The following is a 12,757-nucleotide window of genomic DNA, read 5'->3' on the forward strand; positions in this document are numbered from 1 at the left end:
TTTCCACAGGCTGAGTGCACACGTTCGTCGGCGTTTCGCGCAGTTTCTCCCCAGAGTTATCCACAGGCTGGCTTGTGCTGTGAGTGAGGCTTCCCTATCGTGAAGCCGCGTCCTTCGAACAGTGGATCCGCTCCGGTCGATGAGCCCGTGTCAGAGGCTCCGGCCACACTGGTTGCTGGGCGCTGAAACGTGCAGCCGCGTGGCTGCCAAGGGGGAGGTCACGAGTTGTCGATCGCGCACATCGGGCTCGCCGAACCGAACGACGAGGGTGAGTCCCGTCGCGGCGAACGAACCCCTCCGCACGACTTCCTCGCCGAGCAGAGCGCACTCGGCGGCATGATGCTCTCGAAGGACGCCGTCGCCGACGTCATCGAGACGGTACGCGGCGTCGATTTCTACGTGCCGAAGCACGAGGTCATCTTCAACGCGATCCTCACGCTGTACTCGCACGGCGAGCCGACCGACGTCATCGCGGTCACCGACGAGCTGACCAAGTCGGGCGAGGTGCAGCGGGCGGGCGGTGTCGAGTACCTGCACACGCTCACGAGCCTCGTGCCCACCGCCGCGAACGCCGGCTTCTACGCGTCGATCGTCGCGGAGCGGGCCCTCCTCCGCCGCCTCGTCGAGGCCGGTACGCGCATCGTGCAGATGGGCTACGCGGGCGAAGGCGAGGTCACCGAACTCGTCAACCACGCCCAGGCCGAGATCTACGGCGTCACGGGGTCGACCGAGAGCGAAGACTACGTGCCGCTCACCGAGGCGGTCACGGCGGCCATCGACGAGATCGAGGCGGCCAAGCACACCGACGGTAAGTTCACGGGAGTCCCGACGGGGTTCGCCGACCTCGACGAGCTCACGAACGGCTTCCACCCGGGCCAGATGATCATCGTCGCCGCGCGTCCCGCCATGGGCAAGTCGACCCTGGCGCTCGACTTCGCACGTGCGGCATCCATCGGCAACAACCTTCCGTCGATCCTCTTCTCGCTCGAGATGGGCAAGAGCGAGATCGCCATGCGACTGCTCTCGGCCGAGGCATCCGTGCCGCTGCAGATGATGCGCAAGGGCACCGTCGACTCGCGCGACTGGACCACCATCGCGGCGACCCGCGGCCGCATCAACGACGCGCCGCTCTACATCGACGACTCCCCCAACATGACCCTCGTCGAGATCCGGGCCAAGTGCCGCCGCCTGAAGCAGCGCGTGGGGCTCAAGATGGTGGTCATCGACTACCTGCAGCTCATGACGAGCGGCAAGCGCGTCGAGAGCCGCCAGCAGGAGGTGTCGGAGTTCTCACGTGCGCTGAAGCTCCTTGCGAAGGAGCTGCAGGTACCCGTGATCGCGTTGTCGCAGCTGAACCGCGGCCCCGAGCAGCGTGCCGACAAGATGCCCGCCCTCTCCGACCTACGCGAATCGGGCTCGATCGAGCAGGACGCCGACATGGTCATCCTGTTGCACCGGGAGGCGGCCTACGAGCGCGACAGCCCCCGTGCCGGCGAGGCCGACCTCATCGTGGCCAAGCACCGCAACGGCCCGACTCGCACGATCACGGTCGCGTTCCACGGGCACTTCTCGCGGTTCACCGACATGGTGCAGGTGTAACGCCAGGTTGGTGTAGGTTCCGCGTGAAGATGGCGGCTTCCACGGATTGATGGCAGGCACTTGGCATTTCTGCCATTTGCTATGGGCGATCGGCGGGTCGGCGTGGGTGATGAGATCGAGGCCACGGCCGCTCCGCTCCGCTCAAACTCGACATTTCGCATGGAATGTTCTGAGCCTGCGGCGACTGCCGACTGCCGACTGCCGACTACCGTGGAATCCCGGCGACCTCCGCCATCTCGAACGGGAACCTACAGTTGTTCGTTCTCGGCGAAGACGGCCACTTCTGCGGCGAGATGGCATCCACTTGGCATTTGCTCTTGCCATGGCCGCGTAGCGCCCGAAACGGGTAGGGTGCGATCGGGGCAGCGATGAGAAGATGGCGCCGGCAGTCGTCTGAGTACGGTCCGGTGAATACGGGGCGCGGGTCAGGGGAGAGCGACGAGATGAGACCACTTCGATACTCGATCAACGTGACACTCGACGGTTGCTGCCATCACGAGGCAGGGCTCCCTCCGGACGAGGAGTCGATGCGCTACTGGACCGCGGAGATGGAGCGCGCCGATGCGTTGCTGTTCGGCCGGGTGACCTACGAAATGATGGAGTCGGCGTGGCGGAAGCCGGCCACGGGCACGTGGCCTGACTGGGTGAATGAGTGGCAGATTCCGTTCGCCGCGACCATCGACCGGGCGAAGAAGTACGTCGTGTCGAGCACGCTGAGCGGCGTCGACTGGAATGCCGAGCTGGTGCGAGGCGACGTGGGGCAAGCGGTTCAGCGGCTCAAGCAGGAGTCAGGCGAAGGCCTGTGGGTGGGTGGCGTGACGCTCCCCTTGGCGTTGGCAGATCTGGGATTGATCGACGAGTACGAGATCCTTGTGCAGCCGGTCCTTGCCGGACACGGGCCGACGTTGCTCGCCGGTCTGCGCGAGCGCATCCAGCTCGAGCTCGTGGACCGCCATGAGTTCCGGTCGGGAGCGGTCGCCCTGCGGTACCGGCCCACGCGAGTTACGGCTTGACGTGACCTCAGAGGGTGAGGCAGCCGAGTTACGGCGACCTCGCCGCCCTGCGCCTGACAGTTCAACGACGTCGACGATGAACCGGTCATAGATGACCGCGAGGTTCCAGTACCGTCTGGTCGAGCGCGCCGGTGATCGTAACGGGCTCGCGGTCGTCGTCCGCCGCGACCAAGCCCGAACCCCGCCCGCGACCGCATGCGGCCCGACGCGGCGCGGGACCAAAGACCGTGGCGGGCCGCCTCCGACGCACGTAGACACGGATCCAGGAGATCCGCAGCGTGTGAGGAGCCGCTCGTGAGCACGTCGAGCGACAGCGTCCGAGACGACAGCACTCGTGCAGGCACGCCCTACGGCCGGCGGCCGGCGCCCGCGGATGCGCGACCCGTGGTCGTGGCATCCTGGACTCTCACGGTCCTCGTCTCGGCGTTCCCGGCGATCGTGAGCACCCTCATCTGGGGCCGGGTGCCGCCGTGGATGTGGATCGCCCAGGTCGCCGTCGCGTTCGCGGTGCTCATCGCGGGCTTCGCGTGGCGGGCGCTGAGGCCCGTGCGGCCCTTCGCCGTCGTCATGGCGGTGCTCGCGCTCGCGCTCGCTGCGCTCCCGCTCCTGGATCTGGCCTGGATGCCGATGCAGGCGCTCTTCGGTGCGACGGCGTTCGATGCGCACATGCAGCCTGAGCAAACGGCGAAGCTGGTCGTCTCGGTCGTCATGATCGGCACGCTGTTCGCGCTCGGATATCGCCGGCGGAGCATGTTCCTCGCGCTCGGCCACCTGACCGCGCCCATCACGCCCGTTCGGGTGCTCGGGTTCCCGAAGGCTGACTCGTGGCGGCGCTTCGGGCTCATCTGGGGCTTCGGCATCGCGGGGACCCTCGCCCTCGTCCAGTACCTGCTGATGAGGCCCACCGCCGCCGACTTCGGCGCGATCCTGCCCATGGTGCCGTCGATCCTCTTCTACGCGGCGCTCAATGCGCTCAACGAGGAGGTGACGTATCGCGTGCCGATGCTCACCTCTCTCGAACCGGCCATCGGCAGCACCCAGGCGCTGTGGCAGGCGGCCACGTTCTTCGGCATCGCCCACTATTTCGGCATCCCCGGCGGGCCGCTCGGCGCGGCGCTCTCGGTCTTCATGGGCTGGATCCTCAGCAAGGCGATGATCGAGACGCGGGGCCTGTTCTGGGCGTGGTGGATCCACTTCCTGAGCGACGTCGCGATCTTCGTGTTCCTCGCGACGGCGCTCGTCTGACCCGCGGCAGGCGCCTCGGAATCACGGCGTTGTCCGCCGCTTCGAGTCTCGTAGCCCGTCGACGGGTCACCAGCGCGTGTCGAGCAGCGTCCGCACGACGATGGCGAACGAGACCTGGACGATCAGTCCCAAACGCCGCCATCGCTCTGGGAGCAGGCCCGTCGCCAGCAGCATCCATGGGACGAACGGCAGCCAGATGCGTTCGACCTCGGCGCGGCTCATCTGCGACAGCGCCGCCGGGATGCACACCGCCGCGCCGGCGAGCGCGAGAGCGCCACCGCGCGGCGCCCAGGTGCGCCGCGCTCGGTCGAGCGGCGGAACGCGTCCACCGAGGCGACCCCGAGCCCCGCGCCCACCCAGGGCACCGCGCTGATCGAGACCGCGGCGAGGTCGGCCCACGTCCAGTACGCGCCCGGCCGGTGCCGCGCGATCCCCGCCCAGTGTCGCTCCTGCAGCACCGGCAGCGCCTCCCACCACGCGAATCCGAGCGCCGCGAAGGCGACCACGACGGCGACCGCGCCCGCGAGAGCCCACGGCAGTGGCCGCCACGCGCGGGCGAGCACAAGCACCGTGACGGCGAGCACGCCCAGCAGCGGCAGACCGTACGAGAGCATGACGCAGCATCCATAGAGCACACCGGAGGCGAGCCCCGCGAGCGTCTGCAATGCGACGCGGCGCGTGGTCGCTGACACCGCGAGCAGCAGGGTGGCCCACGCGGCGACGGCGGCGAACATCGCGTCGGCCGACACGCACATCCAGATCGCGGCCGGGCCCGCCGTGAGAAACGGCGCGGCTCGCCGCGCGAACTGCTCCGCCCCGAGCCGGCGGGCGGTCGCCATGACGGCGAGCGCCGCCGTCGCGGCCAGCAGCGTGACGACGAGCCCCACGGCGAGGGTGCTCTCCCGCCGATCGCTTCCATGCAGTCTCGGCTCGGCCGCGTCTCGCGCGGCTCCGGCAGGGTCAGAGAGCGCGATCGCCGTTACGCCTCGATAGGGTTCGCCTATGGTCCCCCCGGTCACCGTCCGGCCCGCCCGACTCGACGACGCCGCCGGCATGGCGCGCGTGCTCGTCCGCTCATGGCAGGAGACGTACCGCGGCCTGATGCCCGACCACGTGCTCGACGACCCTGGGTTCGTCGAAGCCCGCGAGCGGTTCTGGACCACTGCACTCGTCGACGAGCGCTACCGGGCGAACCGCATTGCGGTGGCTGAACGCGACGGTGCCGTGATCGGGGTCGCGATGGCGGGTCCGCCAGAGACCCCCGAGCCAGGATGGGGCCTGCATCTCTACGTGCTGTACGTTCTTGCGGCCCATCACGGATCCGGCGCCGGCGCGGCCCTCCTGGACATGGTCATCGCCCCACACGAGTCGGCCGCGCTGTGGGTCGCCGATCCCAATCCTCGGGCGCAAGCTTTCTACCGGAAACATGGGTTCGTGCCCGACGGCACCGTGCAGGTGGAGGACGGCGTGCGGGAGATCCGCATGGTGCGAATCCCCCAGGATCGCTGAGACAGCCCGGTGTGGCGCGAGAAGCGTCGTCGTCTGTGAAGCTGCGCCAGTTCCTCGGCGCGTGCACCGCGACATCCTTGCTTCTTCCGTTACTCCCGGCGCACCCGAGAAAGTTTGGTATTCAGTGATGCTATCTACCGGTACTTATGCTTACCATGTACCGGTAGTCAGCGACACCGAGTAGATGAAGGGAGGCGTTCCATGGGCAAGCAGATGACCGAGATGCTCAAGGGCTCGCTCGAGGGCATCGTCCTCGCGCTCCTAGCCGTTCGGCCGGCGTACGGGTATGAGATCACCGCCCGGTTGCGCGACCAGGGCTTCACCGACATCGCCGAGGGCACCATCTACGCCCTGCTCGTCAGGGTCGAGCAGCGCGGTCTCGTCGACGTCGAGAAGGTCCCTTCCGAGAAGGGGCCGCCCCGCAAGGTGTACTCGCTCAACGCGCTGGGCGGCGAGTACCTCGAAGAGTTCTGGAGGAGCTGGAGCTTCCTCGCGGAACGGATCGAACAGCTCCACGAAGGAGAGAAGTGACCATGGCTGCGAAGTGGATCGAGACCGTCACCGGCTCGCTCGAGCAGAAGAAGCAGTACCGGCAGTACAAGGCCCGGATCGAGGCCCTTCCCGAGCCGTACCGCGCCGCCGCGAAGGCGATCGATCGGTACTTCATGTACGCGGGCGGCATCACCGACGGAGACACCCTCGTCACGATGCTCGGCGACTCCGCCGACCTGTGGGAGCGCGCGGCCGTCGACGGGACGCCGGTGCGCGACATCGTCGGCGACGACCCGGTCGAGTTCGCCGAGGCGTTCGCGGCCGCGTACTCCGGCAAGCAGTGGATCGACAAGGAGCGCGCTCGCCTCAACAAGGCGATCGACGACGCAGAGAGGAAGGCGCAGGAATGACCACGGAAGCAGCGATTCGCGTCCAGGGCATCGAGAAATCGTTCAAAGACCTGCACGTGCTGCGGGGCGTCGACTTCGACGTCGCGCGCGGCAGCATCTTCGCGCTGCTCGGCTCGAACGGTGCGGGCAAGACCACGCTCGTGCGCATCCTGTCGACACTGCTGAAGGCCGACGCCGGCACCGCCTCGGTACAAGGTTTCGACGTCGCCGCGAATCCCGGCGACGTGCGCGAGTCGATCAGCCTGACCGGCCAGTTCGCCGCGGTCGATGAAGTGCTCAGCGGCCGCGAGAACCTCGTGCTGGTCGCGAGGCTCCGCCACCTGAAGGACCCGGGTGCGATCGCCGACGACCTGCTCGCCCGCTTCTCGCTCACCGACGCCGGGGGGCGCAAGGCGGCGACGTACTCGGGCGGCATGCGCCGCCGGCTCGACATCGCGATGAGCCTGATCGGCAACCCGCCGACCATCTTCCTCGACGAGCCGACGACCGGTCTCGACCCGCAGGCGCGCATCGAGGTGTGGCAGACGGTCAAGAAGCTCGCCGACAACGGCACGACCGTGCTGCTCACGACGCAGTATCTCGACGAGGCCGAGCAACTCGCCGACCGGATCGCGATCCTGCACAAGGGCACGATCATCCAGAACGGCACCCTCGCCGAGCTCAAGCAACTCCTCCCGCCCGCCACGGTCGAGTACGTCGAGAAGCAGCCCTCCCTCGAGGACGTCTTCCTCGCCCTCGTCGGCGACACCGGCGACGAAGACGACGGAGAGACCGAGACCGTCGACGTCGAGACATCCGCCGCCGACCGCACGGTCAGGGCACGAAAGGAACCCAGATGACCACCCACGTCCTCGGCGACACCGGCATCCTCACCGGTCGCTCGCTGCGCCACATCCTTCGCAGCCCCGACACGATCATCACCACCGCAGTCACCCCGATCGCGTTGATGCTGCTGTTCGTGTACGTGCTCGGCGGCGCGATCACCACCGGATCCGACGAGTCGTACATCGACTACATGCTCCCCGGCATCCTGCTCATCACGATCGCGTCGGGCATCGCGTACACCGCGTACCGGCTGTTCCTCGACATGCAGGGCGGCATCTTCGAACGCTTCCAGTCCATGCCGATCGCGAGGTCGAGCGTGCTCTGGGGGCACGTGCTCACCTCGCTGGTGTCGAACCTGACCTCGGTCGCGATCGTCATCGGCGTCGCGCTGATCATGGGGTTCCGTACCGGGGCACCCGTGGGCGCCTGGCTGGCGGTCGCCGGCATCCTGATCCTCTTCACCCTCGCGCTGACCTGGCTCGCCGTGATCGCCGGGCTCTCGGCGAAGACCGTCGACGGCGCGAGCGCGTTCGCCTACCCGCTGATCTTCCTGCCGTTCATCAGCTCGGCGTTCGTGCCGACCGAATCGATGCCCGCCCCGGTCGCCTGGTTCGCCGAGAACCAGCCCGTGACCTCCATCGTGGACACCATGCGAGCCCTGTTCGCCCAGGAGCCCGTCGGCAGTGACATCTGGATCGCCCTCGCCTGGCTCGTCGGCATCCTCGTCGTCGCCTACGCCTTCGCGATCGCCGCCTACCACCGCAAGCTCAGCTGAGGCGAGGGCCGGATGTCGCGACCGCGACGGACGCCGCCCGCTCCCCCGATGGGAGGCGGGCGGCATCGGTCGTCACCGCCCGGTCTGGGTGGACCGGATCCGGACGCGCCCTCCGTCGTTCATTCGACCGGCGGGACCTTGGGACCGTCCGACGGTCTCACCTTCGCGCACCTCGCGCACTTCGCGCACTTCGCGCACTTCGCGCACTCGAAGTACCTGGAACCGGACTCTGGCTCGCGGTGCGCGACCCACTCATGCCCTCCGAGACGGCATGGCCAATGTTCCGACACGGCGATCCCTCCCAACGCGGCATTCATCTTCGGATGCCCCGTGCCACCGCGGAGGCCACGGGCAGCCCTGGTCGCGACCGCCGCGACATTTTCTGCCAGCTGAAAGATCGTCGGATCTTTCCATCCGCAGGAGCCCGAATCGGCGCGAACGGCGAAATCTGCGACATACTCTGAACGACGTGCAGCAGCGCGGCCGCGCGGGATCCTCTCGAACCGGCGGCACCGCTGCACTCCGTGTGAGAGGTTTACCCGTGAACGGCATCGCAACGAGGTCGCGGATGCGCGCGCTCGGCGGCGGGGCGTGCGCGGTCGCATCGGGCGCACGGACGCTGCAGGCGGCGTGTCCGTATGCGGCGGCATCGACGAGGAGGAGAACCACATGACGCGTATCGGGGTCGTCACCGAGCAGGGCTCGGAGGCGCGCGTGGCCGCGACGCCGGCAACCGCGAAGCAGTTGATCGGGCTGGGCTACGAGGTTGTCGTCGAGTCAGGCGCCGGAGCGTCGTCGTCGTTCCCCGATGACGCGTTCGTCGACGCCGGGGCTTCCATCGTGTCGCTGACCGACGCATTCACCGCCGACATCGTGCTGAAGGTGAATGCGCCGACCGACGCCGAGATCGGCCTCCTCACGCCAGGAGCGGTGGTCGTCGGCCTGCTCAGCCCCGCGCTCAGGCCCGAGCTGCTCGCCGCGTTGTCGGCACGTGGCGTGACCGCGCTCGCCCTGGATGCGGTGCCCCGCATCTCGCGCGCCCAGTCGATGGACGTGCTCAGCTCGATGGCGAACATCGCGGGCTACCGGGCCGTGGTCGAGGCCGCTCACGAGTTCGGCCGGTTCTTCACGGGCCAGGTGACCGCCGCCGGCAAGGTGCCGCCCGCCAAGGTGCTCGTGGCGGGCGCGGGTGTCGCCGGCCTCGCCGCGATCGGCGCGGCGTCGAGCCTCGGCGCCATCGTGCGCGCCACCGACCCGCGCCCCGAGGTCGCCGACCAGGTGAAGTCGATCGGCGGCGAGTACCTGAAGGTCGAGGTCGAGGTCGAGCAGTCCACCGACGGCTACGCGAAGGCGACGAGCGAGGCGTACGACCGTCGCGCCGCCGAGATCTACTCCGAGCAGGCGCGCGACGTCGACATCGTCATCACGACCGCCCTCATCCCGGGCCGCCCGGCGCCGCGGCTCATCACCGCCGCCGACGTCGCGAGCATGAAGCCAGGCAGCGTCGTCGTCGACATGGCCGCGGGGATGGGCGGCAACGTCGAGGGCTCGGTCGCCGGCGAGCGGATCGTCACGCCGAACGGCGTCGTCATCCTGGGCTACACCGACCTCGCCTCGCGGCTTCCCACGCAGGCGTCGCAGCTGTACGGCACGAACCTCGTGAACCTCCTCAAGCTGCTGACGCCCGGCAAGGACGGTCGGCTCGTCATCGACTTCGACGACATCGTGCAGCGTTCGGTCACGGTCGTGCGCGACGGCGAGACCACGTGGCCGCCGCCTCCCGTGCAGGTCTCGGCCGCCCCCGCGGCGCAGGCGCAGGCGAAGACGGCGGCGGATGCCGGGACCGAGGTCGCCCGCCCGCCCAAGCGCGGGCTCACGAGGGGTGGCCGCATCGCGCTCATCGCGGCGGGAATCGCCGCGCTCTTCCTGGTGAACGCCATCGCGCCCGACCCGCTGCCGCAGCACTTCACGGTGCTCGCGCTGTCGATCGTCGTCGGCTTCTACGTGATCGGCAAGGTCGCCCACGCGCTGCACACGCCGCTCATGAGCGTGACGAACGCGATCTCGGGCATCATCATCGTCGGCGCCATCGTGCAGGTCACGAGCGACGTGCCGGCCGTGCAGGCGCTCTCGGCGATCGCCATCCTCATCGCCAGCATCAACATCTTCGGTGGATTCGCGGTGACCCGCCGCATGCTCGGCATGTTCGCCAGGGGCGACCGAGCGAGCAGCTGACCGCCCGACGACGACGTCCCTAGGAGCCTCCCTGTGCCTGAAACCCTGCTGACCCCCGAATCCGTCGCGGGCGCCGCGTACCTCGTCGCGGCCCTGCTCTTCATCATGAGCCTCGCCGGCCTGAGCCGCCACGAGAGTTCCCGCGCCGGCGTGACCTACGGCATGATCGGCATGGCCATCGCGCTCATCGCCACCGTCTGGCTGACGTTCAGCGACGGCTGGGGCGAGCCGGCCGTCATGGTCGGCCTCGGCCTGCTCGTCGCGGCCGTGATCGTCGGCGCCGCCATCGGCCTCTGGCGGGCCCGCGTGGTGCAGATGACCGGGATGCCCGAGCTCATCGCCCTGCTGCACAGCTTCGTCGGTCTCGCCGCGGTGCTCGTCGGCTGGAACGGCCACCTCGAGGACCCGGGCCTCGAGGGTGCGCTGCGCGACATCCATCACGCCGAGGTCTTCATCGGCGTGTTCATCGGCGCCGTCACGTTCACCGGATCGATCGTGGCGTTCCTCAAGCTGTCCGCGCGCATGAAGTCGGCGCCGCTCGTGCTGCCGGGCAAGAACGCGCTGAACCTCGGCGCCCTCGTCGTGTTCGTCGGCCTCACCGTCTGGTACGTCGTCACGCCCGAGCTGTCGCTGCTCGTCGCCGTGACCGCGCTCGCGCTGGCGCTCGGCTGGCATCTCGTCGCGTCGATCGGCGGCGGCGACATGCCCGTGGTCGTCTCGATGCTGAACAGCTACTCGGGCTGGGCGGCGGCGGCCGCGGGCTTCCTGCTCAACAACGACCTGCTGATCGTCACCGGCGCGCTCGTGGGCTCCTCGGGTGCCTACCTCTCGTACATCATGTGCCGGGCGATGAACCGGTCGTTCATCTCGGTCATCGCGGGCGGCTTCGGCATCGAGGCGCCGAAGAAGGGCGACGAGGAGGTCGGCGAGCACCGCGAGATCCAGGCAGCGGGTGCCGCAGAGCTCTTGAAGGACGCCACCAGCGTGGTCATCACGCCGGGCTACGGCATGGCGGTCGCGCAGGCGCAGTACCCCGTCGCCGAACTCACGCAGAAGCTGCGCGAGCGTGGCATCGACGTGCGATTCGGCATCCACCCCGTCGCCGGGCGCCTGCCCGGGCACATGAACGTGCTCCTCGCCGAGGCGAAGGTGCCCTACGACATCGTGGAGGAGATGGACGAGATCAACGACGACCTCGCGTCGACCTCCGTCGTGCTCGTGATCGGCGCCAACGACACCGTCAACCCGGCCGCCGCAGAGGACCCGGGCAGCCCGATCGCGGGAATGCCGGTGCTGCGCGTGTGGGAGGCCGACAACGTCATCGTGTTCAAGCGTTCCATGGCGTCGGGATACGCGGGCGTTGCCAACCCGCTGTTCTACCGCGACAACGCGCAGATGCTGTTCGGCGACGCCAAGGAGCGCGTGGAGGACATCCTCAAGGCGCTCTGACGCGTTCCGGTGGCAGGCGGCCCAGCCGAGGCCGACGATGACGGCCGTGCCGTCCGGACCGCGGAACGGAGAGGCGCGCGGTGACGAACGAGCTCCAGCCGAGCTGTTCGCCGAGTGCGAGGGCGACGAACGGCAGCACGCCCGGGATGAGGCCGACCACGACGGCGAGGAGGGGCGGCATGCCCGTCGATTCCCCGTTCCCGGCTCTTCGACATCGAGGTCGGAGTGCGGCGCACGGTCGGTCCACCCGCCCTCGGCATTCGCGCAGCGGGGCGGCGCGTAGGATGGATCGGTATCCCCCTCCGACGTGAAAGAGGTCGCCGTGGCCAGCGCCCGCGATGCCGCCCCGGAGCGCGCAACCCACTCCTGGGTCGTCCCGGTCGTGCGCGGCGCGCTCGCCGTCGTCCCCGGCGTGGCCATCGCGTTCTCGCAGGACCATTCCGCGGGGTTCGGGCTCTTGGTGTTCGGCACCTGGGCGGTCGTCTCCGGACTCGTGGTCGGCGCGCTCGCGGTGCGCGACGCGACGGTTCCCGGCATCCGGTCGCTGTTCGCCGTGAACGCGGTCGTCACGGTCGCGGCGGGCATCCTCGCCCTCACGGTGCCCGGCGGACTCCCGTTCCTGCTCTACCTGGTGAGCGTGTGGGCCGCCGTCACCGGCTTCGTCGAGATCTACGCGGGCCTTCGCGCGCGCGGCCGCATCGCCGCCGCGCGCGACTGGATCGCGGCCGGCGCGTTCACGGCGCTGCTCGCGATCGTCTTCCTGCTGCTGCCGCCAGACGCCGTCGCCGCGGTGGGGCTGCTCGGCGCCTACCTCGTGATCCTGGGCGTGTACCTGGTCATCGGCGGGTTCTCGTTGAAATGGGCCGCGGCGCCCGATCGTGCCGCGGCCGGAACGGAGCAGCACCCGTGAGCCAGTCCCCCGGCGAGTTCAAGCCGAGCCGACGCGACATGCTGCGACCGATCGAGTACGTCGGCGGTGCGGCGATCGGCGCCGTCTTCACGAGTCTTATCGTGCTCATGGTGACGCGCGACGTGACGCTCACGCTCATCACGGCGGGCGGGGTGTTCATCGTCGTGCTCGTGATGCTGGCGCTCTTCGCGATGACCGTGAAGACGGATGCCTCGGGGCCCGATGACCCCGACGACGTCCCGCCCCCGCCGCCCTCCTCGCACGGCTGAGCCCACCGGGCGCGCACCTGCTCGCT

At 69.0% G+C, this 12,757-nt stretch carries 15 protein-coding genes; 12 read left to right on the forward strand and 3 right to left on the reverse strand.

Annotated elements, in window-relative coordinates; translation table 11 throughout:
• Window positions 1–225 precede the first annotated feature (225 nt).
• The 3 genes from dnaB to IEX31_RS11650 all read left to right on the forward strand — a co-directional run bounded on the left by dnaB (window position 226) and on the right by IEX31_RS11650 (window position 3,857).
• Window positions 226–1,599 (forward strand): replicative DNA helicase, encoded by a 1,374-nt coding sequence (gene dnaB, locus IEX31_RS11640; protein WP_188743604.1) that lies wholly within the window; start codon window positions 226–228, stop codon window positions 1,597–1,599.
• A gap of 443 nt (window positions 1,600–2,042) precedes the next feature.
• Window positions 2,043–2,612, forward strand: a complete 570-nt coding sequence (locus IEX31_RS11645; RefSeq protein WP_188743605.1) for a dihydrofolate reductase family protein — start codon at window positions 2,043–2,045, stop codon at window positions 2,610–2,612.
• A gap of 294 nt (window positions 2,613–2,906) precedes the next feature.
• A complete protein-coding gene (locus IEX31_RS11650; protein ID WP_188743606.1) occupies window positions 2,907–3,857 on the forward strand; it encodes a CPBP family intramembrane glutamic endopeptidase in 951 nt (316 codons plus the stop codon).
• A 66-nt stretch (window positions 3,858–3,923) separates the two neighbouring features.
• On the opposite strand, the gene IEX31_RS11655 is transcribed toward IEX31_RS11650, so the two are convergent.
• Together IEX31_RS11655 and IEX31_RS11660 are read right to left on the reverse strand one after the other, a co-directional pair.
• Window positions 3,924–4,079 (reverse strand): hypothetical protein, encoded by a 156-nt coding sequence (locus tag IEX31_RS11655; RefSeq protein WP_188743607.1) that lies wholly within the window; start codon window positions 4,077–4,079, stop codon window positions 3,924–3,926.
• Window positions 4,076–4,744, reverse strand: a complete 669-nt coding sequence (locus tag IEX31_RS11660) for a hypothetical protein (RefSeq protein ID WP_188743608.1) — start codon at window positions 4,742–4,744, stop codon at window positions 4,076–4,078. The genes IEX31_RS11655 and IEX31_RS11660 overlap by 4 nt, the downstream gene beginning before the upstream one ends.
• 115 nt (window positions 4,745–4,859) lie before the next feature.
• On the opposite strand from IEX31_RS11660, the gene IEX31_RS11665 reads away from it, so the two are divergent.
• From IEX31_RS11665 to pntB, 7 genes are all read left to right on the forward strand, one after another.
• The gene (locus IEX31_RS11665) at window positions 4,860–5,366 is read left to right on the forward strand and encodes a GNAT family N-acetyltransferase (RefSeq protein ID WP_229662297.1); all 507 of its coding nucleotides are present in this window, start codon (window positions 4,860–4,862) and stop codon (window positions 5,364–5,366) included.
• A 201-nt stretch (window positions 5,367–5,567) separates the two neighbouring features.
• The gene (locus IEX31_RS11670) at window positions 5,568–5,897 is read left to right on the forward strand and encodes a PadR family transcriptional regulator (RefSeq protein ID WP_188743609.1); all 330 of its coding nucleotides are present in this window, start codon (window positions 5,568–5,570) and stop codon (window positions 5,895–5,897) included.
• A 2-nt stretch (window positions 5,898–5,899) separates the two neighbouring features.
• Window positions 5,900–6,268, forward strand: a complete 369-nt coding sequence (locus IEX31_RS11675) for a DUF1048 domain-containing protein (RefSeq protein WP_188743610.1) — start codon at window positions 5,900–5,902, stop codon at window positions 6,266–6,268.
• Entirely contained in the window at window positions 6,265–7,107 is an 843-nt protein-coding gene (locus IEX31_RS11680) for an ABC transporter ATP-binding protein (protein WP_188743611.1), read from the forward strand. Before IEX31_RS11675 ends, IEX31_RS11680 begins: the two co-directional genes overlap by 4 nt.
• Window positions 7,104–7,868, forward strand: a complete 765-nt coding sequence (locus IEX31_RS11685) for an ABC transporter permease (protein ID WP_188743612.1) — start codon at window positions 7,104–7,106, stop codon at window positions 7,866–7,868. Before IEX31_RS11680 ends, IEX31_RS11685 begins: the two co-directional genes overlap by 4 nt.
• Before the next feature lie 669 nt (window positions 7,869–8,537).
• Window positions 8,538–10,103, forward strand: coding sequence for a Re/Si-specific NAD(P)(+) transhydrogenase subunit alpha (locus tag IEX31_RS11690; RefSeq protein WP_188743613.1), 1,566 nt, complete (start codon window positions 8,538–8,540; stop codon window positions 10,101–10,103).
• A gap of 105 nt (window positions 10,104–10,208) precedes the next feature.
• The gene (gene pntB, locus IEX31_RS11695; RefSeq protein ID WP_229662319.1) at window positions 10,209–11,552 is read left to right on the forward strand and encodes a Re/Si-specific NAD(P)(+) transhydrogenase subunit beta; all 1,344 of its coding nucleotides are present in this window, start codon (window positions 10,209–10,211) and stop codon (window positions 11,550–11,552) included.
• Here the strand turns inward: pntB and IEX31_RS11700 are convergent.
• A complete protein-coding gene (locus IEX31_RS11700; RefSeq protein ID WP_188743614.1) occupies window positions 11,539–11,733 on the reverse strand; it encodes a hypothetical protein in 195 nt (64 codons plus the stop codon). The genes pntB and IEX31_RS11700 overlap by 14 nt on opposite strands.
• Before the next feature lie 141 nt (window positions 11,734–11,874).
• Here IEX31_RS11700 and IEX31_RS11705 point away from each other — a divergent pair, with 141 nt between their 5' ends.
• Together IEX31_RS11705 and IEX31_RS11710 are read left to right on the forward strand one after the other, a co-directional pair.
• A complete protein-coding gene (locus tag IEX31_RS11705; protein ID WP_188743615.1) occupies window positions 11,875–12,462 on the forward strand; it encodes a hypothetical protein in 588 nt (195 codons plus the stop codon).
• Window positions 12,459–12,731, forward strand: coding sequence for a hypothetical protein (locus IEX31_RS11710; protein WP_188743616.1), 273 nt, complete (start codon window positions 12,459–12,461; stop codon window positions 12,729–12,731). The genes IEX31_RS11705 and IEX31_RS11710 overlap by 4 nt, the downstream gene beginning before the upstream one ends.
• Window positions 12,732–12,757: the final 26 nt, after the last annotated feature.

The organism is Agromyces bauzanensis (genome assembly GCF_014645655.1).
GTDB classification, from domain to species: domain Bacteria; phylum Actinomycetota; class Actinomycetes; order Actinomycetales; family Microbacteriaceae; genus Agromyces; species Agromyces bauzanensis.